Raw genomic sequence first — 25,006 nt, forward strand, 5'->3', positions numbered from 1 at the left:
AGGGGGACCCGGCGGGCCCGGCGGAGGCTCGGGCGACTCCGGGCAGCAGCCCGCGGGCCCCGGCCATCCGTGGTGGCGGTCCGCTCCCCGTATCGCCCTCATGGTCACCGCGGCCGTCGTCGCCGTGGTCCTGATCGTCGTCCTCACCCGTTCCGACGACTCGGGCGGCTCGGCCGGCGGTGAGGTCTTCCTCCAGGCCGCGGGCAAGTCCGGCCCCGACCCGTTCACCGAGTCGACGGCCACGGACAGCTCCACCCCGCCCGAGACCCCCACGGCCCCACCGAGCAGCTCGGAACCCGCCAACGTGACGCGTGCCGTGGACGGTTCGTCCCCCGGTCTCTACGGCGGCACGCGCAACGTCGCGAGTTGCGACGTCGAGAAGCAGATCAAGGTGCTCGGGGCCAACCCCGCCAAGAACGACGCGTTCGCCTCCGTCGCCGGCGTCGAGTCCTCCGACGTACCCGCCTATCTGCGCGCACTCACCCCGGTGCAGCTGCGCATGGACACCCGCGTCACCAACCACGGCTACCGCGACGGCGCCGCCACCAGCTACCAGGCCGTCCTGCAGTCCGGGACCGCCGTCCTCGTCGACGACCGAGGGGTGCCCCGGGTGCGCTGCGCCTGTGGCAACCCGCTCAGGCCGCCGGTCGCGCTGAAGACCACACCCGAGCCGAAGGGCGACTCCTGGCCCTCGTACCGGCCGCAGAACGTCGTGGTGATCGAGCGCTCGACGGTGATCATCAACGTCTTCGTCCTCTACGACCCCGACCACGACGAATGGTTCACCCGCGCCTCCGGCGACACGGGCGGCAAGGACAAGAAGACCACCCCGCCCGTCAACCAGCCCTCGCCGTCGGTGTCGACGTCGTTCTCCGAGGAACCGCCCTCGAAGTCGCCGAAACCGTGCCCCTCCTCGCCGGGCGGCGACAGCGCGAGCCCCTGCCCCTCCTCGGTGACCCCGTCCACCTCACCCCCGTCGGAGCCGGAGACGCCGACCTCCGAGCCCCCGTCGGAGCCGGAGAGCCCCGAGACGGCCGGCTCGCCGCCCGACGACACCACGACGACCGGGTCGGCGTCCCTCCACGGCACCCCGGAGTCGATCACCCCGGGCTCCTGAGCGCGGCGACGACGCACGGGGCGGGTGCGCCTCACTCGTCGATCGCCGACCCGAACAGCGCGTCCACGTAGGGCGCCCCGAGCGAAGCGCCGTTGTACGTCCACGACCCCGTGGCCGTGATGCCGCCCGCGCCCGCCGAGAGCACCCAGACATGACCGTCGCCGGTGTTCTCGCCCGGCGCGGCGGCCAGCAGCCCGAAGCGGCCGTCGCTGTTCGGGTCGGTCAGCCGGACCTGGGCGCCCCACTTGTCGCCCTTCTCGGCGGCACCCGGCACGTTTGCCGAGTTCTGGTCCCACGACCTGGCGCCGGTCGAGGTCAGCCCGGAGGCCGAGCCGCGCAGCACCCACACGGCACCCGCGTCCTTCACCGTCCCGATGTCCTCGCCCGCCGCGCCGATCGCCACGTCCGCGTACCCGTCCCCGTCGGTGTCCGCGACCGACAGGTCCGAACCCCAGCCGTCGCCGGCCTCGGCGACACCGGGCACACCGGGGGAGTCCTGCACCCACCAGTCGGGCTCCGCCGCCGGACCGTCCGGACCGCCGAGGCGCACGCCGACCAGACCGCCGGTCTGCGTCTCGCCGGGCTGGTCGTCCGGGGAGTTCGGCTCGCCGGTCACCAGGTCGTCGTACCCGTCGTCGTTGATGTCCCCGGACGCCGCGACCGGACCGCCGCGCAGATCACGCTCGTACTTCAGCCCGTCCGCGTTGCCCGACAGATACGTGGACCAGCCGTGACCGGGCTCGTCACCGACGCTGAGGCCCGACACGACGAGGTCGGCGAAGCCGTTCTTGTCGTAGTCGCCGGTGGTCAGGGACTTGGGCGCCATGCGGCGGGCCTCGGCCTTCGCATCAAGCCGCTGGGTGGCCTCCCGGCGCATCGAGCCGCGCGCCTCGCTGTCGTATGCGAACAGCTCCACGTCGTACCCGTCGAGGACGGCCAGGAGGTCTCCGTCGGTTTCGGAGGTGAAGCGCGCGGCGGCGAGGCCGAGGCCGAACTGCTCACCGGCGGTGGGCTCCTGGGTCTCCAGCCAGTCGCTCGCGGCGCCCTTGAGCCCGGTCTTCGAGCCCCACAGGACGGCCACGCCGCCCGCGTCCTCGACCGAGCCGAGGTCCTCGCCGGGAATGCCGACCACCGCGTCGTCGAACCCGTCGCCGTCGAGGTCACCGGTGGCGACCGCCCGGCCGAACCCGTCACCCGCCTCGGCCGCGCCCGCGACCCCGGACGTCGACTGGCTGAATCTGGCGACGTTGCTCGTGCCGATGCCCTTGGCCGAGCCGTACTGCACGGTCACCAGACCCGCGCCGCTCCTGCCGCTGACGGTGGCTCCGGGCGCGCCGACCAGTACGTCCTCGTATCCGTCGCCGTTGAAGTCGCTGTTGCGGTCACTGGCCTGGGTACTGCCGGGCACCCCGGCGTACGCGGACGGCGCGGCGGCTATCGCCGCGCCGGAGACGAGAAGAAATGTGGCGGCAGCGAGTGCTGTCGAACGGTTCTTGCGCATGTGCGGCTCCAGACAGTAAAAACGGCCGGGCAGCGCGGGGGTGTCCGGAAAGGGCCCGTTCCTTGTCCGGCGCCCTGTTTGACACCGCATGGGGCGCAAGGGTTGTACGGGAGTTCACACGAACCGCCGCCGGCCTCGGAGAGCCGAGGGGCGAAAAGCAGTGGCGGACCGCCTCGGTGACGACCGATGCTCCTCCGCATGACCGACCATCGTGAGACGCGGCCCGACGAACAGCCACTGCCGGAGCGCAGGACCGGGTGGGGCGACAGGTTCGTCGGCCCCGAGGGGGACCCGCGCGGCGAGGGAGGATTCGACGGGGAGCGGGCCACGCTGGTCGGATATCTGCGCAACCAGCGGCTGACCCTGGAGCTGAAGTGCGCGGGTCTCGACGCCGAGGCCCTGGCCCGCCGCTCGGTGCCGCCGTCGAACATGTCACTGCTCGGGCTCGTACGCCACCTGGCCGGCGTGGAACAGTACTGGTTCCGCGAGGCGTTGGCGGGCGAGCCGGCGTCACCGCGCCACTATCGTGCCGGGGACGACCCCGACGGGGACTTCAACGACGCCGTGGCCGACGAAGAGGCCGTCGCCGACGCCTGGAAGACCTGGCGCTGCGAGGTCGACTTCGCCGAGCGTTTCGTGGCGGCCGCCCCCGACCTCGCCGTCGCCGGCCGCCACGACGACGAGCCCATCGCCCTCCGGGAGGTGCTCGTCCACATGATCGAGGAGTACGCCCGCCACAACGGCCACGCCGACCTCCTGCGCGAACGCATCGACGGCCGCATCGGTCAGTGAGGCCCCGCAGCGGATTCCCGGCGATTTCCCTGAGGGCGGAACGCCGCCCTCTTCCCCTCCCGCCCGGAATTCCTAGGCTGAAGAAGTGAGCCAACAAGCCTCGAACGAAGCCCGAGTCATCCCCCTGCGCCCGGCGACGGCCCCTCCGGCCGGCCCACCCGCCAAGGAACCCCTCTGGCGCGACCTCGTCGGCGACGTACTCCGCCGCGAACGGCTCGCCCAGGAACGCACGCTGAAGGACGTCGCCGACGAGGCCCGCATCTCGATGCCGTACCTCTCCGAGGTGGAACGAGGCCGCAAGGAAGCCTCGTCGGAAGTCCTCGCGGCCGCGGCCCAGGCCCTGGGCCTGGGCCTGGGCGACCTGCTGTCCCTGGCCCAGACGGAACTGACCCGCCACACCACCCGCAGGACGTCCAGGGTTCCCCACAACGGACTGTGCCTCGTGGCCTGACGCTCCCGCCCCGCGCCCTGAAGGGGCGCGGGGGCCGTGTCGACAGGCGGCTTTCGCCGCGTGGGCGCGGGCGCCACGCCCGGACACGGCCGCCGCAAGGAGCGACGCACCCTCCCCGGTCGGTGGCCTCAGACCCCCACCAACCGCCGATTCAGCACCTCGTCCGCCAGCCCGTACGCCACCGCTTCCTTGGCCGTGAACACCTTGTCCCGGTCCATGTCGGCCCGCAGATCACCCACATCACGCCCCGTGTGCCGCGCGAGCACCCCCTCGACCTGCGCCCGGATCCGCACCATCTCCTTGGCCTGGAGGGCGAGATCGGAGACCGTGCCCTGACGCCCCCCGCTCGCCGGCTGCCCCAGCAACACCCGCGCGTGCTCCAGCACGAACCGTCGCCCGGGATCCCCGCCCGCCAGCAGCACCGCCGCCGTCGAGGCCGCCTGCCCGACGCAGAACGTCGAGATCGGCGCGCGCACGTACGACATCGTGTCGTAGATCGCCATCAGTGAAGTGAACGATCCCCCGGGCGAGTTGAGGTAGATCGCGATCTCGCTCTCCGGTGACGACGACTCCAGATGGAGCAGCTGCGCGATGACGACGTTCGCCACCCCGTCGTCGATCTCCGTGCCGAGGAAGATGATCCGCTCGGACAGCAGCCGGCTGAACACGTCGTACGACCGCTCGCCCTGCGGGGTCCGCTCGACCACGTTCGGAATGGTGTACGTCCCCATCACTGCAGTCCCATCCGTCGGCGTGAAGAGGCCGGCCGAACGTCGTCGAGCGACTCGACGACCCGGTCGACCATCCCGTACTCCTTGGCCTGCTCGGCCGTGAACCAGCGGTCGCGGTCGCCGTCCCGGGAGATCGTCTCCTCGCTCTGGCCGGTGTGCTCCGCGGTGATCCGTTCGATGGACCGCTTGGTGAACTCCAGGTTCTCCGCCTGGATCTCGATGTCGGCGGTGGTGCCGCCGATCCCCGCCGACGGCTGATGCATCATGATCCGCGCGTTGGGCAGGGCGAACCGCTTGCCGTGCGTGCCCACGCTCAGCAGGAACTGGCCCATGCTCGCCGCGAAGCCCATCGCCAGCGTCGAGACGTCGTTCGGGACCAGCCGCATCGTGTCGTAGATGGCGAGGCCCGCGGTCACCGAACCGCCCGGGCTGTTGATGTAGAGGCTGATGTCGGTGCGCGGGTCCTCCGCCGACAGCAGCAGCAACTGGGCGCAGACCCGGTTCGCGGAGACCTCGTCGACCTGGGTGCCGAGCAGGACGATCCGTTGCGCGAGGAGCCGCGCGGCGAGATGGTCGTCGAAGCGTGACGGCGAGGTGTCGCCCTCCTCGGCGCGCGGGGCGAGCGTCGGGGCCCGGCCGGTGATCAGTGGAGTCACGGTTCCTCCCTGTGGATGGACGCGACCGCGGTGGCCGCTGTCTCCACTCTCCCCACGGACCACCCCTCACCTGGCCTTTCTCTGCCCACGGCAGATTCGCCGACAGCAGATTCGCCGACCGCCCGCCACCGTCCGCCGCACCACATGCCCGCGCCACCGATGAGTTTCGGGACCAGGATCGGTCGACACAGGGACGACACACCCGCCCGAGGAGGCACCCATGACCAGCGACGGATTCACCACCTGCCTGTGGTTCGACGGCCAGGCCGAGGAAGCGGCCGCCCACTACGTATCGATCTTCAAGAACTCCCGGATCGGCCGGGTCACCCACTACGGCGAGGGCGCACCCCAGCCGGCCGGTTCCGTGCTCACCGTGGACTTCGTGGCCAACGGCCAGCAGTTCGTCGCCCTGAACGGCGGCCCGCAGTTCAAGTTCACCGAGGCCGTCTCCTTCCAGATCCTCTGCGCCGACCAGGACGAGATCGACTACTACTGGAACAGCCTCACCGAGGGCGGCGAGCCCGGTCCCTGCGGCTGGCTCAAGGACAGGTTCGGGGTGTCCTGGCAGGTCGTGCCCACCGCGCTCATCGAGATGATCAACGACTCGGACCCGCAGAAGGCGTCCCGCGCGGTGGCCGCCATGATGTCGATGGGCAAGTTCGACCTCGCCGCTCTGGAGAAGGCGTACGCGGGCGAGTAGGGCGGGCAGCAGGCTGCCGGAAACCTCTCACCTTGGTGGGCGGCCCCCAAGTCCGGGCCTCCCACCAGGGAAGTGCTGGGATTTCGGCCAATCTTTACCTGCACCGGGTAGCGGTCGCAAAGGACGCCGATGAGGCTTTCCCGTGCATCACCTGTTACCCGGAGGAACCTTGAACGTCTCCCTGGCCACCTGGCTGCTCACGATCGTCGCCCTGTGCGTACTGGTCGCCGTCGACTTCTTCATCGGCCGAAAACCCCACGATGTGTCGATCAAGGAGGCCGGCATCTGGTCGGCCGTCTGGATCGCCCTGGCGATCGCGTTCGGCCTGGTCGTGCTGGCCGTCGGCGGGGGCAAGCCCGCGGGAGAGTTCTTCGCGGGCTTCATCACCGAGAAGTCCCTGAGCGTCGACAACCTCTTCGTCTTCGTCCTGATCATGGGCAAGTTCGCCGTGCCCTCGCAGTACCAGCAGCGCGTGCTGATGGTCGGTGTCCTCATGGCGCTGGTGCTCCGCGCGATCTTCATCGCGGCCGGCGCGGCGATCATCTCCACCTTCTCGTGGGTCTTCTACCTCTTCGGGGCGTTCCTGATCTACACCGCCTGGAAGCTGGTGGAGGACGCCCGTAAGGGGAGCCACGAGGAGGAGTACGAGGAGAACAAACTCCTCAAGGCGGTGGAGAAACGATTCGGAGTGGCCGACCGGTACCACGGCACCAAGCTGTGGATCGAGGAGAACGGCAAGCGCGTCATGACGCCGATGCTCGTCGTGATGCTCGCGATCGGCTCCACCGACGTCCTCTTCGCCCTCGACTCCATCCCCGCGATCTACGGCCTCACCCAGGACCCGTACATCGTCTTCACCGCCAACGCCTTCGCCCTGATGGGCCTGCGTCAGCTGTACTTCCTCATCGGCGGCCTCCTGAAGAAGCTCGTCCACCTCTCCTACGGCCTGTCGATCATCCTCGGCTTCATCGGCGTCAAGCTCGTCCTCCACGCCCTGCACGAGTCCGGCGTCCACGTCCCGGAGATCTCCATCCCCTTCTCCCTCGGCTTCATCGTCCTGGTCCTGGCCGTGACGACGGTGACGAGCCTGTGGGCGTCGAGGAAACAGCAGCAGGAGGAGACGGCGGGCGCGGGAGACGACGAGCACACCTCGCAGCCGGTCTAGGACCGGCCTAGGACGTCTCGTCGGCGATGGCCCGGGTGATCTCCCGGGCCATCCGCGTGATGCCCGGCGACGGCACCGGGCAGGGTCTCGGCCTGGACGTCGTCGGGGACAGGCAGAAGTGCAGGGCGTCCTTGTCGTGGTGAAGGGCGGTACGGGCCCGGCCGGGCTGGGTGCAGTAGCCGTCGTGCTCGCGTTCGTACGCGGTGCACGGCAGATACTGGGTCCAGGCGTAGCGGTCGGAGGCCGGACTCACGGCCCGGCCGGCGTCGGCGACCATGTCACCGGAGACCCGGGCCTGCTTCTCGTACAGGGCGTTCACCCGGCGCACCCGGTCCGGGGTCATCGGGTCCGGGCCCTGCAGCACCCACACGATCCTCGGCCGGTGCGTGCCGCCCGCGTTCGCGATCTGGTCGGTGAGCTGCTCGGCGGCGGCCGCGTACCGCTGGAAGTACTTCGTGCGGGCCTTGCCGTAGGTGATGCCGTCCATGCAGGGCGTGTAGTCCCACGCGTTGCCCCAGAACTGCAGCACCACATAGTCCGGGCTCAGCCGTCGCACCAGCGCGGCCGCCTTGTCCTGCGCCGGGACGAGCGACCGGTCGGCGGTGCCCTCCAGGTAGTCGCACAGGGTGGTGCCCGAGTACGGGGCGCTCGTGTAACGGGCGTCGAGGTCGTCCTTGAGGAACGTGCCGAGGACGTTCTGGTTCTCCGTGGCGAGCGAGTCCCCGAGGTAGAGCACCTTGGGTGCCGGTTTCGCCGCGTCGGCGTCGGTGGTGTCGCCGTCGGTGTCCGGGCGCGCGGTGGCGGCCCGCTGACGGGTGGTCGGTGACGCGTCCGGCGCCGCGGCCGACGGCGGTGCCTCGTCCGGCGCGGACTCCGGATCCCCGCACGCGCCCAGCAGCAGCGCGGCGAGCACCGCCCCCGCCATTCCCGTGATCCACGGCTTGCGCATACGGCGACTCCCGCCCCGGCCATCGAAACGGTTCCCCAGGCAAGCACAGCCCGGGGCGGGGCGGAAGACCCGTGTCGGCCACGAGGGCGCCCGGTTCGGCCGGACGCCCCACGCGGTCAGGTCACGGAGTCATGCCGCCGGAGCACGCGGCACCCGGCTCCGGCGTCTGCTCGCCCTGGACGTACTTGGCGAGGAACTTCTGCACCCGGGGGTCGGAGGCCTTGTCCACCTTCAGCTGGTGCTCCCAGGCGCTCAGCACGAGGGGCGAGGACTGGTCCTCGTAAGGACTCATGAACGTGTACGTCGTCTTCTTCACGAGCCCGGTCAGCGACTCGACGTCGGCCTTGGCCGCCTTGTCGTTGTACGTGACCCAGACGGCGCCGTGCTCCAGCGCGTGCACCGCGTTCTCGTTCGGCACGGCCTTGGTGTACACCTGCTTGTCGCAGTTGACCCAGACCTGGTTGTGGTCGCCGCCCACCGGCGGGCTCATCTTGTAGTCGACGGGCTCGGCGACGTGGTTCTGGGTGAGCTTCGACCAGCTCTTCACGCCGTCCACCGGCGCGGCCTTCGCCGCGGCCTCCGCCTCCTCCTTCTGCTGGGCGGAGTCGATCAGGTACCAGCCGCCGCCGACGAGTCCGGCGAGGATCACGGTGGTGACGCCGATCATGAGCATGCGCATGCGCCGCTCACGGGCCTGCTCCGCCTTGCGTATCTCCTCGACGCGGGCGCGCCGCGCCGCCTCCCGGGCCTTCGGGCTGTTGTTCCTGCCCTTGGGGCCGCTGTTGTTGGCCTTCGCCTTGGATGAAGCCATGGGGTGTCCTTCTCCCCGCCGTGCCCCGCACGGGCCCGGCGGTTCTGCGAGTCGTCTGGGATCTGTCGAGCGGGCCGGTGGTCGGCCTAGACGCGGAGCAACTGCAGTTCGTGGAGATCGGGAGGGCGGGCCCGTCCCGGCTCGCGGGAACCGTCGAGAGCCACCGGGGCCGGCGCCGTCCAGGGCTGCCAGGACGCGGCGGTGTGATCGGCGCCGGGCAGTGGCACCTGGCCCAGCACCGCGGCGGGGTCGGGGGCGTGACAGTCGTGCTCGCCGGGACTGTGCTCACAGGGGTCGCGCTCCACCAGGCCCGCACGCGCGGCGCCGAACCCCTTCGCCGACGGCCCCGCCGACACCGAATGCGGGCGCTGCGCCGGGGCCTCACCGGGAGGCGAGCCCGCGCAGAACAACAGGAACGTGGTCAGGGCCAACGCGACCACGAGCATCAGGTGTGCCGACCGGCTCCGGGCGCACGGCAGCGCCGTACGTCTGAAGGTTCGGCCGGACATGGGAGCACCTCACGAGTCGAGGCGAACGGGAGTGCGAGCGTCGCTGAAATTATCAGACGACGCACAGCCGTGGTCCCGTCCCGTGGATCCCGTACCGGTTTCACGCGGTCCGTCCCCTTCGGCGCGCGTCCGGGACGGGTCCTGGCTAGCGTGAGAGCCGGGAAACCACCTGAACGAACCGAGGAGAGTGGCAGCGATGGCCGCACATCCCGAGGGAACGCCCTGTTGGGCCGACGCGATGTTCAGCGACGTCGAGGGGGCGAAGAGTTTCTACGGGGACGTACTGGGCTGGACGTTCGGCGAGTCGTCCTCCGAGTACGGCAACTACACGCAGGCGTACGTGGACGGCAAGGCGGTGGCGGCGGTCGTCCCGCCGATGCCCGGCCAGGAGGGCCAGTCCGCCTGGTGCCTGTACTTCGCCTCGTCCGACGTGAACGCCACCGCGGCCAAGGTCCGTGACAACGGCGGCGAGGTGCTGATGGAGCCGATGCAGGTCGGTGAGTTCGGCTCCATGCTGCTGGCCCGCTCCCCGGACGGCGTCGTCTTCGGTGTCTGGCAGGCAGGCGTTCACGAGGGCTTCGAGGTCATGGGTGTGCCCGGCGCGTACATCTGGGCCGAGATCTTCACCCGTGAACCCGAGAAGTCCGACGCCTTCTTCCCGGCCGTCTTCTCGTTCCGGGCCAAGCAGATGGACGACCTCCACAACCCCCAGATGGACTTCCGGGTCTTCGACCTGGGGCAGGGCCCGCTGCTCGGCCGGATGAAAATGACCGCGGAGGACTTCCCGCCCGAGGTGCCCTCGTACATCAACGTGTACTTCACCGTTCCCGACTGCGACGACGCGGTGGCCAAGGCCACCAAGCTGGGCGGCGTCCTGCGCTTCGGCCCGATGGACACCCCTTTCGGCCGCTTCGCCGCGCTGAGCGACCCGCAGGGCGCGTCGTTCTCGGTCATCGACGTCACCAGGACACAGGGCGAGATGCCGGCGCTCTCGGACGTCGGCTGAGCGGGTACGGCGCCGGGGGCGTGGCACCCGTGGACGGCCCCACGCCCCCGCGCATGGCATGATCGAGCGCATGCCGGAACGTGTTGTGGCCGCCTGTGACGGAGCGGCCAAGGGAAACCCCGGACCAGCGGGCTGGGCCTGGGTGGTCGCCGAGGACGATGAGATCCCTTCGCGCTGGGAGGCCGGCCCGCTGGGCAGGGCCACCAACAACATCGCCGAACTCACCGCGCTGGAGCGGCTGTTGGCGGCCACCGACCCGGCCGTCCCGATCGAGATCCGGATGGACTCCCAGTACGCGATGAAGGCGGTCACCACCTGGCTGCCCGGCTGGAAGCGCAACGGCTGGCGCACGGCCGCCGGCAAGCCGGTCGCCAACCGGGAACTCGTGGTCCGCATCGACGAGTTGCTGGACGGCCGCTCCGTGGAGTTCCGCTACGTCCCCGCGCACCAGGTCGACGGCGACCGCCTCAACGACTTCGCCGACCGCGCGGCGAGCCAGGCGGCCATCGTGCAGGAACCCGCCGGCACCGAGCTGGGCTCCCCGGAACCGCCGGCCGCGCCCGACACGGCCCCGTCCCGCTGGAGCGCGGCGAAGAAGTCCGGGAAGTCCGGCACCCGCACCGGCTCGTCCTCGTCCTCGGCGTCGTCCCGCACCATCAAGGCGAAGTTCCCCGGCCGCTGCCTGTGCGGCCGCCCGTACGCCGCCGGTGAGCCCATCGCCAAGAACGACCAGGGCTGGGGCCACCCGGAGTGCCGTACGGCGGCGACGGCCGGAGCGGAGTAGCCCCCGGGGCGGGACAGGAGGGCGTGGGCCTCACACGACGGTGCCGCGCCACTCCCCGGTCTCGCGGCCGCGCTCCTCGATGAACGTCTTGAAGCGCTCCAGGTCACCCCTGGTCTGCCGCTTCACGACCCCCAGCCCGTCGGCCACCTTCTCGGCGGTTCCCTCGGGCTGGAACTCCATCTGCAGCATCACCTTCGTACGCTCCTCGGAGAGGTGGTGGAAGGTGACGACTCCGGCCTGCCTGGCCTCACCGCCCACGGTCGTCCACGCGACCCGCACGTCCGGGATCTGCTCGGTGATCTCCGCGTCGAACTCCCGGCGGACGCCGTCCACCTTGGTCACCCAGTGCGTGAGCGTGTCCGACCGCTGCTCGATCCGCTCGACCCCGCTCATGAACTCGGGGAACGTCTCGAACTGCGTCCACTGGTCGTAGGCGGTCCGCACGGGGACCCGCACCTCGACGGACTCCTCTATCCGGGTCATCGGTCGCCTCCTCGTATCCGTTGCGTGTCGGTCGCGTCCGAGTCGCCCCGGACGCGTCCGGGGCGGGTACCCGGGTCCCGCGCGGATCAACGTGGTCAGGCCGCGTCGAACGTGTAGTGCGCGGTGTGATCCAGCAGCGCCGCCGGGGCCGTGTCGTTCCACGGCTTCATGGTCTCGTTCAGGTCGACCACGTTCGGCGTACCGGCGGCCGGCACGTACGGAGAACCGGGGTGCAGGCGCTGCCAGTCGGCCCACAGCTTGTCGACGAACGCGTGGTGCAGCCAGAAGACCGGGTCGTTGGGCGAGGCTCCGGTGCCCATCTGGCCGCCCACCCAGACGTGCACCCGGTTGTGGAGATTCACGCCCCGCCAGCCCTCCAGGTGGTTGCGGAAACCGTCCGAGGCGCTGTTCCAGGGCGCCATGTCGTACGTGGACATCGCCAGCACGGAGTCCACCTCGGCCCGGGTCGGCAACTGTCGCACCGCGCTCCCGAGGGACCGCCGCAGATAGGTCCGGCCGTCGATGCGCACGTTGATCGGCCAGTTCCCGGTGGACGCCGCGAACGGCCCGTCCATCACACGCCCGTCGCGGCTGCGCCCGGTGCCGCCGAGGAAGTCCGGAGCCCACAGGGACGAGCGTGCCGTGCGGTCGGCCGTCCAGTCCCAGTAGGGCAGCGCGACGGTGGGGTCCACCGACTGCAGGGCACGTTCGAACTCCAGCAGGAATCTGCGGTGCCAGGGGAGGAAGGACGGCGAACGGTGGCCCGTACGTTCGCCGTTGTCGGTGTCGCCGAGGATGAACGCGTTGTGTGTCGTGACGAACTCGTCGTAGCGGCCGGAGCGCTTCAACGCGATCAGCGCGTCGACGAAACGCCGCTTCTCGTCGGCGGTCAGGGTCGCCTGGTTCTTGCGTATGGTCATGGCTCTGCGGCTCCTTGCGGTGTTCGCGGTGGTTCGGGTGAGATCAGTTGAAGGGGACGAGACGGGCGCCCTGGAGCTCGTCGACCGCGGCGCGGGCGGCGGCGCGCGGGGTCGGTACGGGGGAGTAGTGGCTGACGACGCTGATCCAGCTGCCGTCGGCGTTCCGCATCACATGCAGCTCGGCCCCGTCGACGAACACGGCGTACCCGGCGCCGTGATGGTGACCGCCGCCGTCGGCCGCGTGCCCCTGTATCCGGCGGCCCCGGTAGACCTCGTCGAAGGCCTGGGGGGTCTGCGGGTCCAGGTGGCCGCCGTGGTCGTCCGCGACGGCGGCGGTGAGCGGGGCGCCGACGGTCACGGCGAGGGCGGCCGCGGAGCCGAGGGCATGGCGGCGGGAGATGTCGGGCATGCGGAATCCTCCTGGGAGAGGGGACTTGATGACTCGTCATGCCTATCGATCCGGTGGGGAACCGGAGAAATCCCAGGAAGCCGGTTGGCTCCGATCCGGACAATTAAGTAAATGTCGTGCAAGGTTGAACAAAGATGATCTTGCTGTGATGGATCTTCGATCGTGGGCGGAGGGGGAAATTCCGCCCGGTGGCGCGAGCGTGGCCGATGATCTTGCGGTGGCTGCGTGAATCGAGTGGTCGGCATCACGCGGGCAAAGTGACGTGAATCCGGGGCGCACACGCACTGCTACTCTTCGTGGTCAATTGATCGCTTTGCGCAGCGAAATGGGAGTGTGCGTGAAGATCGCGTGCGTCGGCGGCGGACCCGCAAGCCTGTACTTCTCGATCCTGATGAAGCGGCAGGACCCGTCCCACGACATCACCGTCCATGAACGGAACCCGGCAGGATCGACGTACGGCTGGGGCGTGACCTACTGGTTCGAGCTGCTGGACAAGCTCCGGGAGAAGGACCCCGAAACGGCCCTCGCCATCAGCGAGAACTCCGTCAACTGGAACAGCGGGGTGGCCCACGTCCGCGACCGTACGACGGTCCAGCCCGGCGACGACGGCTTCGGCATCGGCCGGCGCCGCCTGCTCGAACTGCTCGCCGAACGGGCGCGGGCCCTCGGTGTCCGCGTCGAGTACGAGGACGGGATCACGGCCGACGACCTGCCGGACGCCGATCTCGTCGTCGCGGGCGACGGCGTCAACAGCACGGTGCGCGAGCGGTACGCCGACCGCTTCGGCAGCGACGTCACGCTCGGCCGCAACACCTACATCTGGCTCGGCACCAGCAAGGTCTACGACGCCTTCACCTTCTCCTTCCAGGAGACCGACCACGGCTGGATCTGGGCCTACGCCTACCCGTTCAGCGACGAGCAGAGCACCTGCGTCATCGAGTGCTCCCCCCGGACGCTGAACGGCCTGGGCCTGGACCGCCTGGGCGAGGCGGACGGACTGGCCCTGCTGGAGAAGCTCTTCGCCGACATCCTGGACGGCCATCCCCTCCTGGGCCGGGCCCAGGACGACGGCACCGCCCAGTGGCTCAACTTCCGCACCCTGACCAACCGCGCCTGGCACCACGGCAACCTCGTCCTGCTCGGCGACGCCGCCCACACCACGCACTACTCCATCGGCGCCGGCACCACCCTCGCCCTGGAGGACGCCATCTGCCTGGCCGAAGCCCTCGGCGCCCACCCCGAGACGCAGACCGCGCTCACCGCCTACGAGCGACGGCGCAAGTCCGAGCTGCTGCGGCTGCAGAGCGCCGCCCGGCACAGCGCCCAGTGGTACGAGAACATCCACCGGTACATCGACCTGCCCCCGGAGCAGATGTTCGCGCTCCTCGGCCAGCGGCATTCCCCGCTGCTGCCCTATGTGCCGCCGCAGCTCTACTACCGTCTCGACCGCGCGGCCGGCCGCCTGGAGGCGCTGCGCCGCCTCAAGCGCTGGCTGGGTCCGAAGCTGGCCCGGTCGTCGCAGGCGCGCGCCCTCGCCGACGCAGACCGGAGGTAGCCCGCCCCCCGGGTCCTCTAGCGCACACCCTCAGGCCGGAACTGGACGCTGATGCGCGGCCCCACCGCCCGCGTCGACTTGGGGACCGCGTGGTCCCAGGTGCGCTGGCAGGAGCCGCCCATCACGATCAGGTCGCCGTGCCCCTGGGGAAACCGCAGGGTCCTCCCGCCGCCGTGCGGGCGCAGGACCAGATCGCGGGGATCGCCCACGGACAGGATGGCCACCATCGTGTCCTGCCGGGCGCCCCGCCCGATCCGGTCGCCGTGCCAGGCCACGCTGTCCCGGCCGTCGCGGTAGAAGCACAGCCCCGCCGTGGCGAACGGCTCACCCAGCTCGGAGCCGTAGTGCGCGGAGAGCGCCTCCCGGGCCTCGTCCAGGACGGGGTCCGGGAGGGCGTCCTCGGCGCCGTAGAAGGCGAGCAGGCGTGGCACGTCCACGACCTGCTCGTACATCTGCCGTCGCTCCGCCTGCCAGGGCACCTCCCCGGCGAGCCGCGTGAACAGCGCGTCGGCCCCGCAGAGCCACCCGGGCAGCACATCGACCCAGGCCCCGGCGCCCAGCTCCCGTCGGCGCAGGCCGTCCAGGGAGCCGAGGCGGAGGTCGTCGGACTGGTCGAAGAGGGAGCCCTGGAGGTGCATGGCCATACGGCCAGCGTACCCCCATATTCGAAAACTTGTTCGTTCGGTCTTTCGGTGGCTCCGGGAGACGCGGGCTCCCTCGTCGGCCGTCGGCTCAGTGCTGTTGGGCCTTCTGAGGCGTCAGCTCGCTCGGCCGCACGACCACGAAGCCCTCGCCCTCAAGCTTCAGCTGCACGGCCTCGCCTGAGCCGCCGCGCATCATCGAGCCGAAGGACTGGGAACGATGCAGCGAGGTGTTGAGATGCGCCGTCCAGCCCACGACCGCGTCCGTGTCGACGAACACGGGCTGCTGCGGCGAGACCGGGATGACCAGTGGATTGCCGTCGCAGACGAGACCGAGCTTCCCCTGCCCGGTGAAGACGCTGTTGAACAGTCCGCCGCCGGTCATGCCGGCGCCCTTCACGGTCTTGATCTCGTACGACAGTGAGGCGTCGAAACAGAGCACGTTGCGGCCGTTGACGGTGAACACGTCACCCGGCTCGATGTCGACGACGAAACAGTTCTGTGCCTCGTGCGCGAACCAGGCCTCGCCCTGACCGCGCACCGCCATCAGCGCCAGCCCCTCCCCGGTAACCGCGCGCTTGAGCATGCCGCCCACGCCCTGGCCCTTGCGTTCGAACTGCAGGTTCCCCCGGTAGGCGATCATCGCGCCCTGCCGCGCGAGCATCTCGCCGTTGACGGCGTACTTGATGGACTTGGCGTTCTGCACGCTCATCCCGGGCGCGTACGCCGGCTGGACCATGTTCTCGTTGGAGAAAAGATCGCTCTTCATACGGGCATGCTGTCCCGGACCGACCGGTTCCGCCAAGCGACGCGCGCGGTAACCGAATTGAGGCGCCTGACAAGGTCTCGACCGGAGTGGTAAAAGCGGACACATGACCAACAAGATCGGCGTCGACCTCCCGGACCGCCGGGGCCGCACCGGGCTCGACCGCACCGGCCGTGACCTCACCGGCAACCCGCGCGTCAAGGTGCGGGACGTGCAACTCCTGTCCAGCCACTGGTACGTGGAGCGCACCACGACCTTCGACTTCCAGCACGCCGACGGCACCTGGAGCACCCAGGAGCGCGAGACGCACGACCGGGGCAACGGCGCGACCGTCCTCCTCTACGACGCCGAACGCGAAACCGTGCTGCTCACCCGGCAGTTCCGCTACCCGGTGTACGTCAACGGCCACCCCGACGGGATGCTCATCGAGACACCGGGCGGCCTCCTCGACGAGGAGGACGAGCATCCCGAGGTCGCCGTGCGGCGCGAGGTGGTCGAGGAGACCGGCCACACCATCGGCGAGATCCAGCACGTCTTCGACATCTACATGAGCCCCGGCTCGGTCACCGAACGCGTCAGCTTCTACGCCGCCTCGTACACCCCGTCGACCCGCACCCACGAGGGCGGCGGCCTCGACGAGGAGGGTGAGGACATCGAACTCGTCGAACTTCCCTTCCGCCGGGCCCTGGACATGATCCGCGGCGGCGAGATCGCCGACGCCAAGACGATCATGCTGCTCCAGTGGGCGGCCCTGGAGGGGCCGTTCGCCGCCGGAGGCAGGGCGTAGAGCGACGGCCTCAGGGGTCGAGCGCCTCGGCGGCCTCGGCGGCGACCGCGTCCGCCACGGCCGTCAGTGCGGGGGAGTCGAGCTTCCACTGCTGCCAGAACAGCGGGGCGTCCACGGTCCGCTCCGGCGCCAGGTTGACGAGCCGTCCGGCGTCGAGCAGCCGCCCGGCCTGCGCGGCGGGCACCATGCCCCAGCCCATCCCGGCGGCCACGGCGTCGGCGAAGCCTTCCGACGTCGGCACGTAGTGCCGTCGGGTACTTGCCGGACGGCCCCGCGTCAGCCGCCGGACGAAGGCGTCCTGGAACTCGTCCCGCCGGTCGAAGAACACGACCGGCGCGTCGACGATCACGTCCTTCAGCCGCACGCCCGAGCCGACGCCGAGCCACCGCTCGGCGAAGGCGGGAGCGGCACAGGGCACGTACCGCATCCGGCCGAGCGGCCGGACCGAGCAGCCGGCCACGGCGTCCGGTGCCGAGGTGACCGCGGCCAGCACCAGGCCCTCGCGCAGCAGCCGGGCCGTGTGCTGCTCGTCCTCGCGGAGCAGCTCGTAACAGGGGCGCAGATCCTCGGGCACCCGGGTGAGGGCGGGCAGGAACCAGGTGGCCAGCGAGTCGGCGTTCACCGCGATCGACACGCGCGTGCTCTCCCCGGCGCCCGTCACGCCCAGCGCGGCGTGCGCGTCGTGTTCGAGGCGGGCCAGCTGGCGCGCGAACCGGACGATCACCTCGCCGGACTCGGTCGGCCGCACCGGCTTCTCACGGACCAGCAGGACCCGGCCGACCCGCTGCTCCAGCGCCTTGACCCGCTGGCTGACCGCCGACGGCGTCACATGCAGAGCACCGGCCGCCGCGTCGAAGGTGCCCTCGTCCACCACCGTGAGCAGGGTGCGTACCAGATCGAGCGGAAGCTGAGACATCACGATCGCTAATGATACGTAAGAATCTTTAGCTGTACGCAGGGCGGCGGATTTCCTAGCGTCGTGGGTGTGTTCAGCGAAATGACCGCCCTCGCCGCCGGATTCGGCACCGGCCTCTCCCTCATCGTCGCCATCGGCGCCCAGAACGCCTTCGTCCTGCGCCAGGGACTGCACCGCGACGCCGTGCTCCCGGTCGTGGCCATCTGCGCGCTCTCCGACGCGCTGCTGATCGCCCTGGGGGTCGCCGGGGTCGGTGCGGTGGTCGTCGCCTGGCCCGGCGCCCTGACCGCGGTCGCCCTGGTCGGTGGCGGCTTCCTCCTGGTCTACGGAGCCCTGGCCGCCCGCCGTGTCCTGCGGCCCGGCGACGACGCGCTGCGCACGGAGAGCGGGTCGGCGGGCTCGCGCCGCCGGGCCGTCCTGACCTGTCTGGCACTGACCTGGCTCAACCCGCACGTCTACCTCGACACCGTGTTCCTGCTCGGCTCCATCGCCTCCGACCGCGGACCCCTGCGCTGGACCTTCGGCCTGGGCGCCGTCCTCGCCAGCCTGTGCTGGTTCGCGGCCCTCGGCTTCGGTGCCCGGCTGCTCAGCCGCTTCCTGGCCCGCCCGGCGGCCTGGCGGGTCCTCGACGGCCTGGTCGCGGTGACGATGCTCGCGCTCGGCGGGATGCTGATCGCCGGAGCGTGAGCTCACGGCGTGCGCGGTGAGCCGAAGGCATGCTCGTGCGCGGTGAGCCGAAGGCATGCTCGTGCGCGGTGACAGCATGTGAGACGGCTGCCGCATCGCCTGTTCCGGCGGTGGCGATCTCCGCGATAGTGGTGCCCGTATCGAAAGATGTATCGAGCATCAGGATGCCCGTGGACACCACCAAGAGCAGCGCAGGCGACGACACCGCACCGGAGGACGACCCGCCGACGCCACCCCGCCGGGGTCGGCGCCGCTGGGCGATGGACACCCGCCCCCTGCGCCGCCCCGCCTACCGGCGCCTGTGGTCCTCGACCATCGTCACGGCCGTCGGCAGCCAGCTGACCGCCGTCGCCGTACCCAAGCAGATCTACGACATCACCGGCTCCTCCGCCTGGGTCGGCTACGCGAGCCTCGCCGGGCTGCTGCCCCTGGTGGTCTTCGCGCTGTGGGGCGGCGCGGTCGCCGACAGCGTGGACCGCCGCACCCTGCTGCTCGTCACTAACACCGGCATCGCCGTCACCTCGGTGCTGTTCTGGATCCAGGCCGTCACCGGCCTGGAATCCGTATGGGCCCTGATGGCGCTGCTCGCCCTCCAGCAGGCGTTCTTCGGCCTCAACGCACCCGCCCGCAACGCCTCCGTGGCCCGGCTGGTCCCTGCCGACGAACTGGCGGCCGCCGCCGCCCTCGGCTCGACCGTGATGCAACTGGGCCTGGTGGCCGGACCGTTGCTCGCCGGAGCCCTCATCCCGGTCATCGGCCTGGCCGAGCTGTACCTGATCGACGCGTTGGCCCTCTGCATCACCCTCTGGGCGGTCCACAAGCTGCCCTCCCTGCCTCCCCTGGACACCACGACCACCAGGCGGGCCGGCTGGCGGGAGGTGCTCGCGGGCTTCCGCTACATCGCCCTGCACAAGGTGCTCCTGCTGTCCTTCCTCGCCGACATCATCGCGATGGTCCTGGGAATGCCGCGCGCCCTCTTCCCGCAGCTGGCCGACACCACGTACGCGCCCTACGGCGAAGGCCTCGCCCTCGGTCTGCTGTTCGCCGCGATCCCCATCGGCGCCGTCGTCGGCGGCCTGATGTCGGGGACCTTCTCCCGCTCCCACCGGCACGGCCTCATGGTCGTCGTGGCCGTCATGGCCTGGGGCGCGGCCATCACGGGCTTCGGGCTGAGCACCAGTCTCTGGATCGCCGTGCTGTTCCTCGCCGCCGCCGGTGTCGCGGACATGGTCTCCATGATCTTCCGCGGTGCCATCCTGTTGTCCGCCGCCACCGACGAGATGCGCGGCCGGATGCAGGGCGTCTTCACCGTGGTCGTGGCCGGCGGACCTCGCCTCGCCGACGTCCTGCACGGCACCGCCGGCGCCGCCTTCGGCGCCCGTACGGCCGTCGTCGGCGGCGGTCTGCTCGTCATCGCCGCGATGCTGCTCCTCGCGACGGTGACACCGGCACTGCGGCGTTACCGGATCTGACCGGTCGGCACATCCGCGCCTACGTACGCTTGTCAGCCGCACACCCTCACAGGCAGGAGTTGCAACGATGCAGTACGTGAAGCTCGGCTCGACGGGTCTGGACGTGTCCCGGATCTGTGTGGGATGCATGAGTTTCGGGCTCCCCGACCGGGGCACGCACGAGTGGACCCTGGACGAGGAGGCGTCACGCCCGTTGATCCGGCAGGCGCTGGACGCCGGGATCAACTTCTTCGACACGGCGAACGTCTACTCCGACGGCACCAGCGAGGAGATCGTCGGCCGGGCGCTCGCGGAGTTCGCGCGGCGCGAGGAGGTCGTCGTCGCGACCAAGGTGAACGGCGCCATGCGTCAGGGTCCCAACGCCTGGGGCCTGTCCCGCAAAGCGATCATGACGGAGATCGACGACAGCCTGCGGCGTCTCGGCACCGACTACGTGGACCTCTACCAGATCCACCGTTTCGACCCCAATACCCCGGTCGAGGAGACGATGGAGGCCCTGCACGACGTGGTGAAGGCGGGCAAGGCCCGCTACATCGGGGCGAGTTCCATGTACGCCTGGCAGTTCGCCAAGATGCAGCACACCGCCCGGCGACACGGCTGGACGCGGTTCGTGTCCATGCAGAACCACTACAACCTCCTCTACCGCGAGGAGGAACGCGAGATGCTGCCGCTGTGCGAGGACCAGGGCGTCGCCACCCTGCCCTGGAGCCCGCTCGCCCGCGGCCGCCTCACCCGTGCGTGGGACACCGTCACCGCGCGCACCGAGACCGACAACTTCGGCAAGACCCTCTACCAGGAGGGCGACCGCGAGATCGTCGACGCCGTCACCCGTATCGCCGGTGAGCGCGACGTGCCGCGGGCCCGGGTCGCCCTCGCCTGGCTGCTGAGCCGCCCCACCGTGACCGCCCCCATCGTCGGCGCCACCAAACCCCACCACCTCGACGACGCCGTGGCCTCACTCGACGTCACCCTGACGGAGAAGGAGATCGAGGAGCTGGAGCGGCCCTACACGCCCCGCGCGATCAGCGGTCACTGAGTCGCGACGAGGGCGTCACAGGCGGGCGTACTCCAGGCGGACCGTGGTGGCGAGGCGGGCAAGAGCCTCCTCGGCGCCCTCGCGGTCGGTCTTGTCCAGAAGGGCGAGGGCGTCCGCGGCGGCCACGCGGACCCGCTGGGGCACCTCGTCGAGAGCGGCCATGCGGTAGGCGATGGTGCGGCGGGCCGCGCGCTCCTCGGGACTGACGCCCTCCGGCCCGGTGCGGGGGAAGACGGCGGCCTCGTAGGCGGTCACATGGATGAGCACGCCGTGCGCGATGCCCTCGGCGTAGCCCCGCTGCCCGGCCTGCCGCTGGGCCATGGTGAAGTGCGCCATGGCCCGCCGCCGCACGATGAGCGAGCCCACCATGCCGACGAGCCCGGCACACACGGCCGCCCCCAGGGCGACGAGACCGCCGCCGATCAGCGCGCCGATCAGGGCACCGCCCGCCATCAGCAGACAGGTCAGCCCGGTGGTCAGCATCAGCAGGGCGCGCGCGGGAGTGAAGGAGGCCATGACGTGCAGTGTCTCAGCCCTGGCCGGGTGCCCGAGCGGTGGGCCGGTGCGGGAGGCGGTGACACGGTCCGTGCCGGACGGTCGGTCGGTGCCCGGGTGGCGGGTCACTCGCCGCCGGAGAGCCCCGGGTGTTCCATGCGGGACAGCCAGGTCGTGAGCACCGTTTCGAGTGACCCGGTCTCGGCCGACGTCAGCAGATCCAGGCCGGCGCTCGTTGCGCATGTGCTCGGTGAACGCCTCGTCGAGCAGCTCCCGTCCCGGCCGGGTGAGGGCGGCGGTGCGGCCGCGCTGATCGTCCTCGGCGCGGCGGCGGGTGACGAGCCCGGCCCGTTCCAGCCGACCTATCCAGCCGACCGATCCGCTTCGTCATCGCACCGGTGGTGACCATGGTGTGCGCGGCCAGTTCGCCGGGAGCCCGTTCGAAGGGGGCGCCGGCTCGGTGCAGGGTGGCGAGGACGTCGAACTCTCCCTCGCTGAGCCCGTAGCGGCCGTAGAACCAGACAAGTTCCTCGGTGAGCCGGTCCGCCGTCGAGGTGCGGAAGTGTGCTCTCGACGGCGGCGTGCATCAAGGGGGCGGAGGCCGAGGAGACGACCGGTGCGGAGAGGGAGCCCTCTCCCGCGGCGGCTCGGGGCGCGGCGGCGAGGCTGCCGTGAGCCGCGACCTCGGGATACAGAACGGCCGGATCAGGGCGGATGACCATGACCTGTCATTGTGCCGCAGGCAGTGCGAGGCGGGGACGGCCGCCTTCCCCGATTCGCCGCCAACTACCCGCCGCCGTAGGAAGATCAGGTGTCTGCATAGGGTGGGGTCTGTGAGAACCAGCGACACCAGCGACACCGGTGAGACCGTCGCGTACCAGAGCGCGACCGAGGGGGAGACCGCCGTCCGATGAACCAGATCCTGTATGCCGGGGCCATCGGCCTGTTCCTGACGCTGATCGGCACACCGCTGTTGATCAAGCTGCTGGCCCGCAAGGGCTACGGGCAGTACATCCGGGACGACGGGCCACGCGGCCACGCCGGCAAGCGCGGCACCCCCACGATGGGTGGTATCGCCTTCATCCTGGCCACCCTCGTCGCCTACGCCGCCACCAAAATCATCACCGGTGAGAGCCCGACGTACCCCGGTTTCCTGGTGCTGTTCCTGATGGCGGGCATGGGTGTGGTCGGGTTCCTCGACGACTACATCAAGATCGTGAAGCGGCGTTCGCTGGGGCTGCGGGCCGGGGCGAAGATGGCCGGTCAGCTGATCGTCGGCATCGTGTTCGCCCTCCTCGCCATCCGGTTCGCGGACGACCGGGGCCAGACGCCCGCCTCCCTGAAGCTGTCGTTCGTCACCGACTTCGGCTGGACCATCGGGCCGGTGCTGTTCGTCGTATGGGCCCTGTTCATGATCCTGGCCATGTCCAACGGGGTGAACCTGACCGACGGTCTGGACGGCCTCGCCACCGGTGCGTCGGTGATGGTCTTCGGTGGCTACACCTTCATCGGTCTGTGGCAGTTCCAGAACTCGTGCGCCAACGCCATGGAACTCACCGACCCCGCCTCCTGCATAGAGGTGCGCGATCCGCTCGACCTCGCCGTCGTCGCCGCCGCGTTGATGGGTGCCTGCTTCGGGTTCCTGTGGTGGAACACCTCGCCCGCCAAGATCTTCATGGGTGACACCGGGTCCCTCGCCCTCGGCGGCGCCCTCGCCGGCCTCGCCATCTGCTCCCGCACCGAACTGCTCATGGCCGTCCTCGGCGGGCTGTTCGTCCTGATCACCATGTCGGTGGTCATCCAGGTCGGCTCGTTCAAACTGACCGGCAAGCGGGTCTTCCGCATGGCCCCGCTCCAGCACCACTTCGAACTCAAGGGCTGGTCCGAAGTCCTCGTCGTGGTCCGCTTCTGGACCATCCAGGGCATATGCGTGATCGTCGGCCTCGGCCTGTTCTACGCGGGGTGGGCCGCGGGCTGAGACGAACGCCCCGCCGTCAACTCCCCAGTGGGCCAGGCCCGTCGCCTCCCGCGGCACTAGAGCCCGCCGCTCGCCCCCAACCCGCACCGCACCGCTCGTAGATGTTCGGCCAGCGGGCCGAGGCCCATGTCGTGGCGGCGTTCGTCGACGGTCTCGGGGTGGCGGATGGGGTACGGGAAGAGGGTGCCGGGGTTGATGCGGGTGCCGTAGAACTGGGGCTGGCTCAGGGCGACGGCGCAGTGGTCGGCGATGTAGGCGTGGTGCACGCCGGGGCAGCGGCCGTCCGCGACGGCTTCGGCGATCAGGTCGCGGCAGGTGAGCTGGAAGCCGAGGTCGGGGGAGTGCAGGAGGATCATCAGGGCCGCCGTGGAGGCGGGTTCGCCGACGGACTCGGCGGTGGGCCAGCCGTGGCGGGCGACGATCGCGCAGAGGGCGTCCCCGTTTCCGGTACGGCACTCGGCGATGCGGTCGCGGGCCCGCGCGGTGGGTGCGGACCGGGCCTCGTGGGCCAGCCGCCGTTCGTCCTCGGCCCTGCGGACCAGCTCGGCGGCGAGTACCCGCCTGTGGTGCGTTGGCGTGCCGGGCAGGGGTTCCGACGTGGATTCCATGGCCGGGGCGCCCTTCACATCGGCTCCCGGGCGGCGAGCGCGGACCACACGTCGAGTGAGATGAGCGCGATCAAGGCAGCCTCACCGTGTCCGGGAATGGGTCCACCCCGCCGGGCGGGACGTCATGAACACTCCATGCGGGGCCGTGCGCTGCCGCGGCAGGGATCCGTCGGCGGGGCGCGCCGACCCTGACTGCCGTCATCGAGTTCCTCCGAGTGCTCATGGTGACGGGGGCGGACCGGCGCGGCGGGTCGCCGGTGCTGTTGTCGCAGACAACAGCACCGGGCCCACAAAACGCCAGGTGGTGGAGGGGTTGTGCAGTTGCGGGCGGGTAGTGGCGCGCGCGGTGCATGTTCCCCACCGTGGTGAACGTCGACGAGAACCCGCTCCTTCGCGAGCGGGACGTCCCCGCCGGGTGGCCCGGCATGCGCGGCACGAGGGTGGTGGTCACCGGGGCACCCGGGGTCTGGGCGAGGGCGTCGTACGCCCTCCTGCTCCCCGACCGGGCGACGGGCGTCTCCGGCGTCCATCCGCCCATCCGTCCATCCGCCCGTCCGCCCGTGGTCCGGGCCCCGGAACGTGCCCTCGCCGGAAGGCTGTTGAGGCGGTCCCGCATCGATGTGACCTGGCCGTCAGGCGGCCGCCCCCAGCACCACCCGCGACCGGCGTTCGAAGTTCTGTACGAGGGGCTCGTCGCGGCGGGACGCCAGCCGACCCCGGAAGTCACGGAGGGCCTGGATGGACCGTTCGCTGTGCACCCCGCTGAGCGCTTCGAGCGCGTCGTCGGCCGTGGCGATCGCCTCGTCGAGGCGGTTCTGCTGGAGGTGGGCCGTCGCGAGGACCGACCGGCTGATGGCCTGGCGTCGGCGGCGGTCGGCATGGGCACGCACCGATTCGCCCGCCGTGTGCTCGGCCTGCGCGGCCAGGCCCAGGTCACGGAAGCAGACGGCGGACTCGGCCTGGAGGTAGTGGTGGTCGAGGAACCGCACCCAGGGCGACTCCTGGGCGGCGCCCTGGCTCGCGTCGAGCTGCTTCTCGGCGGCGCGCAACGCCTCGGCCGTCTCGCGGGGTCGGCCCAGCG

Annotated in this window: 28 protein-coding genes and 1 pseudogene; 13 read left to right on the plus strand and 16 right to left on the minus strand. The window is 70.6% G+C overall.

The annotated features are described in order from the left end of the window. Nucleotides 1-1,117: DUF6777 domain-containing protein (locus tag AWZ10_RS28250; protein WP_425264509.1), on the plus strand; the 1,117-nt coding region annotated here is incomplete at its 5' end. A 31-nt stretch (nucleotides 1,118-1,148) separates the two neighbouring features. On the opposite strand, the gene AWZ10_RS28255 is transcribed toward AWZ10_RS28250, so the two are convergent. After that, nucleotides 1,149-2,618 (minus strand): FG-GAP-like repeat-containing protein, encoded by a 1,470-nt coding sequence (locus AWZ10_RS28255; protein WP_046703727.1) that lies wholly within the window; start codon nucleotides 2,616-2,618, stop codon nucleotides 1,149-1,151. 198 nt (nucleotides 2,619-2,816) lie between these two features. Here AWZ10_RS28255 and AWZ10_RS28260 point away from each other — a divergent pair, with 198 nt between their 5' ends. Together AWZ10_RS28260 and AWZ10_RS28265 are read left to right on the plus strand one after the other, a co-directional pair. Continuing rightward, complete coding sequence (locus AWZ10_RS28260; protein ID WP_240439385.1) at nucleotides 2,817-3,410, plus strand: DinB family protein; 594 nt, start codon at nucleotides 2,817-2,819, stop codon at nucleotides 3,408-3,410. 85 nt (nucleotides 3,411-3,495) lie between these two features. Continuing rightward, the gene (locus AWZ10_RS28265; RefSeq protein ID WP_037692206.1) at nucleotides 3,496-3,861 is read left to right on the plus strand and encodes a helix-turn-helix domain-containing protein; all 366 of its coding nucleotides are present in this window, start codon (nucleotides 3,496-3,498) and stop codon (nucleotides 3,859-3,861) included. A 128-nt stretch (nucleotides 3,862-3,989) separates the two neighbouring features. Here the strand turns inward: AWZ10_RS28265 and AWZ10_RS28270 are convergent, their stop codons facing one another. Together AWZ10_RS28270 and AWZ10_RS28275 are read right to left on the minus strand one after the other, a co-directional pair. Further along, on the minus strand, nucleotides 3,990-4,592 hold the full coding sequence (locus AWZ10_RS28270) for a ClpP family protease (RefSeq protein ID WP_046703729.1): 603 nt from the start codon (nucleotides 4,590-4,592) through the stop codon (nucleotides 3,990-3,992). After that, a complete protein-coding gene (locus AWZ10_RS28275) occupies nucleotides 4,592-5,248 on the minus strand; it encodes an ATP-dependent Clp protease proteolytic subunit (RefSeq protein ID WP_037692209.1) in 657 nt (218 codons plus the stop codon). The genes AWZ10_RS28270 and AWZ10_RS28275 overlap by 1 nt, the downstream gene beginning before the upstream one ends. Before the next feature lie 220 nt (nucleotides 5,249-5,468). Here AWZ10_RS28275 and AWZ10_RS28280 point away from each other — a divergent pair, with 220 nt between their 5' ends. Together AWZ10_RS28280 and AWZ10_RS28285 are read left to right on the plus strand one after the other, a co-directional pair. After that, nucleotides 5,469-5,948 (plus strand): VOC family protein, encoded by a 480-nt coding sequence (locus AWZ10_RS28280; RefSeq protein ID WP_046703730.1) that lies wholly within the window; start codon nucleotides 5,469-5,471, stop codon nucleotides 5,946-5,948. 169 nt (nucleotides 5,949-6,117) lie between these two features. Beyond that, complete coding sequence (locus AWZ10_RS28285) at nucleotides 6,118-7,113, plus strand: TerC family protein (protein WP_046703731.1); 996 nt, start codon at nucleotides 6,118-6,120, stop codon at nucleotides 7,111-7,113. A 7-nt stretch (nucleotides 7,114-7,120) separates the two neighbouring features. Here the strand turns inward: AWZ10_RS28285 and AWZ10_RS28290 are convergent, their stop codons facing one another. From AWZ10_RS28290 to AWZ10_RS28300, 3 genes are all read right to left on the minus strand, one after another. Beyond that, the gene (locus AWZ10_RS28290; protein ID WP_060892374.1) at nucleotides 7,121-8,062 is read right to left on the minus strand and encodes an SGNH/GDSL hydrolase family protein; all 942 of its coding nucleotides are present in this window, start codon (nucleotides 8,060-8,062) and stop codon (nucleotides 7,121-7,123) included. A gap of 121 nt (nucleotides 8,063-8,183) precedes the next feature. Next, nucleotides 8,184-8,873 (minus strand): DUF3105 domain-containing protein, encoded by a 690-nt coding sequence (locus tag AWZ10_RS28295; protein WP_046703733.1) that lies wholly within the window; start codon nucleotides 8,871-8,873, stop codon nucleotides 8,184-8,186. Between the two features lie 86 nt (nucleotides 8,874-8,959). Next, the gene (locus AWZ10_RS28300) at nucleotides 8,960-9,382 is read right to left on the minus strand and encodes a DUF6153 family protein (RefSeq protein WP_060892375.1); all 423 of its coding nucleotides are present in this window, start codon (nucleotides 9,380-9,382) and stop codon (nucleotides 8,960-8,962) included. A 196-nt stretch (nucleotides 9,383-9,578) separates the two neighbouring features. On the opposite strand from AWZ10_RS28300, the gene AWZ10_RS28305 reads away from it, so the two are divergent. Together AWZ10_RS28305 and AWZ10_RS28310 are read left to right on the plus strand one after the other, a co-directional pair. Beyond that, nucleotides 9,579-10,388 carry a VOC family protein gene (locus AWZ10_RS28305; RefSeq protein WP_060892376.1) on the plus strand — a complete coding sequence of 270 codons (810 nt, stop codon included), beginning with the start codon at nucleotides 9,579-9,581 and terminating at the stop codon, nucleotides 10,386-10,388. 58 nt (nucleotides 10,389-10,446) lie between these two features. Continuing rightward, a complete protein-coding gene (locus AWZ10_RS28310) occupies nucleotides 10,447-11,172 on the plus strand; it encodes a ribonuclease H family protein (RefSeq protein WP_078935233.1) in 726 nt (241 codons plus the stop codon). Nucleotides 11,173-11,202: 30 nt separating this feature from the next. On the opposite strand, the gene AWZ10_RS28315 is transcribed toward AWZ10_RS28310, so the two are convergent. The 3 genes from AWZ10_RS28315 to melC1 all read right to left on the minus strand — a co-directional run bounded on the left by AWZ10_RS28315 (nucleotide 11,203) and on the right by melC1 (nucleotide 12,984). Then, nucleotides 11,203-11,655, minus strand: coding sequence for an SRPBCC family protein (locus tag AWZ10_RS28315; RefSeq protein ID WP_046703736.1), 453 nt, complete (start codon nucleotides 11,653-11,655; stop codon nucleotides 11,203-11,205). A 95-nt stretch (nucleotides 11,656-11,750) separates the two neighbouring features. Then, entirely contained in the window at nucleotides 11,751-12,575 is an 825-nt protein-coding gene (gene melC2 / locus AWZ10_RS28320) for a tyrosinase MelC2 (protein ID WP_046703737.1), read from the minus strand. A gap of 43 nt (nucleotides 12,576-12,618) precedes the next feature. Next, nucleotides 12,619-12,984 (minus strand): apotyrosinase chaperone MelC1, encoded by a 366-nt coding sequence (melC1, locus tag AWZ10_RS28325; protein ID WP_046703738.1) that lies wholly within the window; start codon nucleotides 12,982-12,984, stop codon nucleotides 12,619-12,621. Nucleotides 12,985-13,321: 337 nt separating this feature from the next. Between melC1 and AWZ10_RS28330 the strand changes: the two genes are divergently transcribed. Then, nucleotides 13,322-14,539: an FAD-dependent monooxygenase gene (locus tag AWZ10_RS28330; protein WP_208618564.1), complete on the plus strand. Its 1,218-nt coding sequence runs from the start codon at nucleotides 13,322-13,324 to the stop codon at nucleotides 14,537-14,539. A 17-nt stretch (nucleotides 14,540-14,556) separates the two neighbouring features. Here AWZ10_RS28330 and AWZ10_RS28335 read toward each other — a convergent pair whose 3' ends face one another. Then, nucleotides 14,557-15,183 (minus strand): alpha-ketoglutarate-dependent dioxygenase AlkB, encoded by a 627-nt coding sequence (locus tag AWZ10_RS28335; RefSeq protein WP_060892378.1) that lies wholly within the window; start codon nucleotides 15,181-15,183, stop codon nucleotides 14,557-14,559. Between the two features lie 88 nt (nucleotides 15,184-15,271). After that, nucleotides 15,272-15,949 carry an AIM24 family protein gene (locus AWZ10_RS28340; RefSeq protein WP_046703741.1) on the minus strand — a complete coding sequence of 226 codons (678 nt, stop codon included), beginning with the start codon at nucleotides 15,947-15,949 and terminating at the stop codon, nucleotides 15,272-15,274. 103 nt (nucleotides 15,950-16,052) lie between these two features. Here AWZ10_RS28340 and AWZ10_RS28345 point away from each other — a divergent pair, with 103 nt between their 5' ends. Next, nucleotides 16,053-16,733: an NUDIX domain-containing protein gene (locus AWZ10_RS28345; RefSeq protein WP_046703742.1), complete on the plus strand. Its 681-nt coding sequence runs from the start codon at nucleotides 16,053-16,055 to the stop codon at nucleotides 16,731-16,733. Nucleotides 16,734-16,743: 10 nt separating this feature from the next. Here AWZ10_RS28345 and AWZ10_RS28350 read toward each other — a convergent pair whose 3' ends face one another. Then, nucleotides 16,744-17,652 (minus strand): LysR family transcriptional regulator ArgP, encoded by a 909-nt coding sequence (locus tag AWZ10_RS28350; RefSeq protein WP_046703743.1) that lies wholly within the window; start codon nucleotides 17,650-17,652, stop codon nucleotides 16,744-16,746. A 78-nt stretch (nucleotides 17,653-17,730) separates the two neighbouring features. Here AWZ10_RS28350 and AWZ10_RS28355 point away from each other — a divergent pair, with 78 nt between their 5' ends. From AWZ10_RS28355 to AWZ10_RS28365, 3 genes are all read left to right on the plus strand, one after another. Then, nucleotides 17,731-18,336: a LysE/ArgO family amino acid transporter gene (locus AWZ10_RS28355; protein WP_408992333.1), complete on the plus strand. Its 606-nt coding sequence runs from the start codon at nucleotides 17,731-17,733 to the stop codon at nucleotides 18,334-18,336. Nucleotides 18,337-18,500: 164 nt separating this feature from the next. After that, entirely contained in the window at nucleotides 18,501-19,808 is a 1,308-nt protein-coding gene (locus tag AWZ10_RS28360; RefSeq protein ID WP_046703744.1) for an MFS transporter, read from the plus strand. Nucleotides 19,809-19,875: 67 nt separating this feature from the next. Continuing rightward, on the plus strand, nucleotides 19,876-20,844 hold the full coding sequence (locus AWZ10_RS28365) for an aldo/keto reductase (protein ID WP_060892379.1): 969 nt from the start codon (nucleotides 19,876-19,878) through the stop codon (nucleotides 20,842-20,844). Nucleotides 20,845-20,859: 15 nt separating this feature from the next. Here the strand turns inward: AWZ10_RS28365 and AWZ10_RS28370 are convergent, their stop codons facing one another. After that, a complete protein-coding gene (locus AWZ10_RS28370) occupies nucleotides 20,860-21,360 on the minus strand; it encodes a hypothetical protein (protein ID WP_046703807.1) in 501 nt (166 codons plus the stop codon). Nucleotides 21,361-21,464: 104 nt separating this feature from the next. After that, a pseudogene (locus AWZ10_RS53970) lies at nucleotides 21,465-21,877 on the minus strand (MarR family winged helix-turn-helix transcriptional regulator); the annotation flags it as partial. 372 nt (nucleotides 21,878-22,249) lie between these two features. On the opposite strand from AWZ10_RS53970, the gene mraY reads away from it, so the two are divergent. Further along, nucleotides 22,250-23,317, plus strand: coding sequence for a phospho-N-acetylmuramoyl-pentapeptide-transferase (gene mraY / locus AWZ10_RS28385; protein ID WP_046703770.1), 1,068 nt, complete (start codon nucleotides 22,250-22,252; stop codon nucleotides 23,315-23,317). Between the two features lie 56 nt (nucleotides 23,318-23,373). On the opposite strand, the gene AWZ10_RS28390 is transcribed toward mraY, so the two are convergent. Together AWZ10_RS28390 and AWZ10_RS28395 are read right to left on the minus strand one after the other, a co-directional pair. Next, nucleotides 23,374-23,925, minus strand: a complete 552-nt coding sequence (locus AWZ10_RS28390) for a DUF6624 domain-containing protein (protein ID WP_060892383.1) — start codon at nucleotides 23,923-23,925, stop codon at nucleotides 23,374-23,376. A 632-nt stretch (nucleotides 23,926-24,557) separates the two neighbouring features. Further along, the coding region (locus AWZ10_RS28395; protein ID WP_482258120.1) for an NsdA family TPR-like regulatory protein at nucleotides 24,558-25,006 on the minus strand (449 nt) is incomplete at its 5' end.

It is taken from the genome of Streptomyces europaeiscabiei, from assembly GCF_001550375.1.
Classification (GTDB): domain Bacteria; phylum Actinomycetota; class Actinomycetes; order Streptomycetales; family Streptomycetaceae; genus Streptomyces; species Streptomyces europaeiscabiei.

Bases quoted from the DNA above. Each gene is read 5' to 3' on its own strand.
- AWZ10_RS28255 (WP_046703727.1), bottom strand. From the start codon at position 2,618: ATGCGCAAGAACCGTTCGACAGCACTCGCTGCCGCCACATTTCTTCTC.
- AWZ10_RS28260 (WP_240439385.1), top strand. From the start codon at position 2,817: ATGACCGACCATCGTGAGACGCGGCCCGACGAACAGCCACTGCCGGAG.
- AWZ10_RS28270 (WP_046703729.1), bottom strand. From the start codon at position 4,592: ATGGGGACGTACACCATTCCGAACGTGGTCGAGCGGACCCCGCAGGGC.
- AWZ10_RS28280 (WP_046703730.1), top strand. From the start codon at position 5,469: ATGACCAGCGACGGATTCACCACCTGCCTGTGGTTCGACGGCCAGGCC.
- AWZ10_RS28290 (WP_060892374.1), bottom strand. From the start codon at position 8,062: ATGCGCAAGCCGTGGATCACGGGAATGGCGGGGGCGGTGCTCGCCGCG.
- AWZ10_RS28295 (WP_046703733.1), bottom strand. From the start codon at position 8,873: ATGGCTTCATCCAAGGCGAAGGCCAACAACAGCGGCCCCAAGGGCAGG.
- AWZ10_RS28300 (WP_060892375.1), bottom strand. From the start codon at position 9,382: ATGTCCGGCCGAACCTTCAGACGTACGGCGCTGCCGTGCGCCCGGAGC.
- AWZ10_RS28305 (WP_060892376.1), top strand. From the start codon at position 9,579: ATGGCCGCACATCCCGAGGGAACGCCCTGTTGGGCCGACGCGATGTTC.
- AWZ10_RS28310 (WP_078935233.1), top strand. From the start codon at position 10,447: ATGATCGAGCGCATGCCGGAACGTGTTGTGGCCGCCTGTGACGGAGCG.
- AWZ10_RS28315 (WP_046703736.1), bottom strand. From the start codon at position 11,655: ATGACCCGGATAGAGGAGTCCGTCGAGGTGCGGGTCCCCGTGCGGACC.
- melC2 (WP_046703737.1), bottom strand. From the start codon at position 12,575: ATGACCATACGCAAGAACCAGGCGACCCTGACCGCCGACGAGAAGCGG.
- melC1 (WP_046703738.1), bottom strand. From the start codon at position 12,984: ATGCCCGACATCTCCCGCCGCCATGCCCTCGGCTCCGCGGCCGCCCTC.
- AWZ10_RS28335 (WP_060892378.1), bottom strand. From the start codon at position 15,183: ATGGCCATGCACCTCCAGGGCTCCCTCTTCGACCAGTCCGACGACCTC.
- AWZ10_RS28340 (WP_046703741.1), bottom strand. From the start codon at position 15,949: ATGAAGAGCGATCTTTTCTCCAACGAGAACATGGTCCAGCCGGCGTAC.
- AWZ10_RS28345 (WP_046703742.1), top strand. From the start codon at position 16,053: ATGACCAACAAGATCGGCGTCGACCTCCCGGACCGCCGGGGCCGCACC.
- AWZ10_RS28355 (WP_408992333.1), top strand. From the start codon at position 17,731: ATGACCGCCCTCGCCGCCGGATTCGGCACCGGCCTCTCCCTCATCGTC.
- AWZ10_RS28360 (WP_046703744.1), top strand. From the start codon at position 18,501: ATGCCCGTGGACACCACCAAGAGCAGCGCAGGCGACGACACCGCACCG.
- AWZ10_RS28365 (WP_060892379.1), top strand. From the start codon at position 19,876: ATGCAGTACGTGAAGCTCGGCTCGACGGGTCTGGACGTGTCCCGGATC.
- AWZ10_RS28370 (WP_046703807.1), bottom strand. From the start codon at position 21,360: ATGGCCTCCTTCACTCCCGCGCGCGCCCTGCTGATGCTGACCACCGGG.
- mraY (WP_046703770.1), top strand. From the start codon at position 22,250: ATGAACCAGATCCTGTATGCCGGGGCCATCGGCCTGTTCCTGACGCTG.
- AWZ10_RS28390 (WP_060892383.1), bottom strand. From the start codon at position 23,925: ATGGAATCCACGTCGGAACCCCTGCCCGGCACGCCAACGCACCACAGG.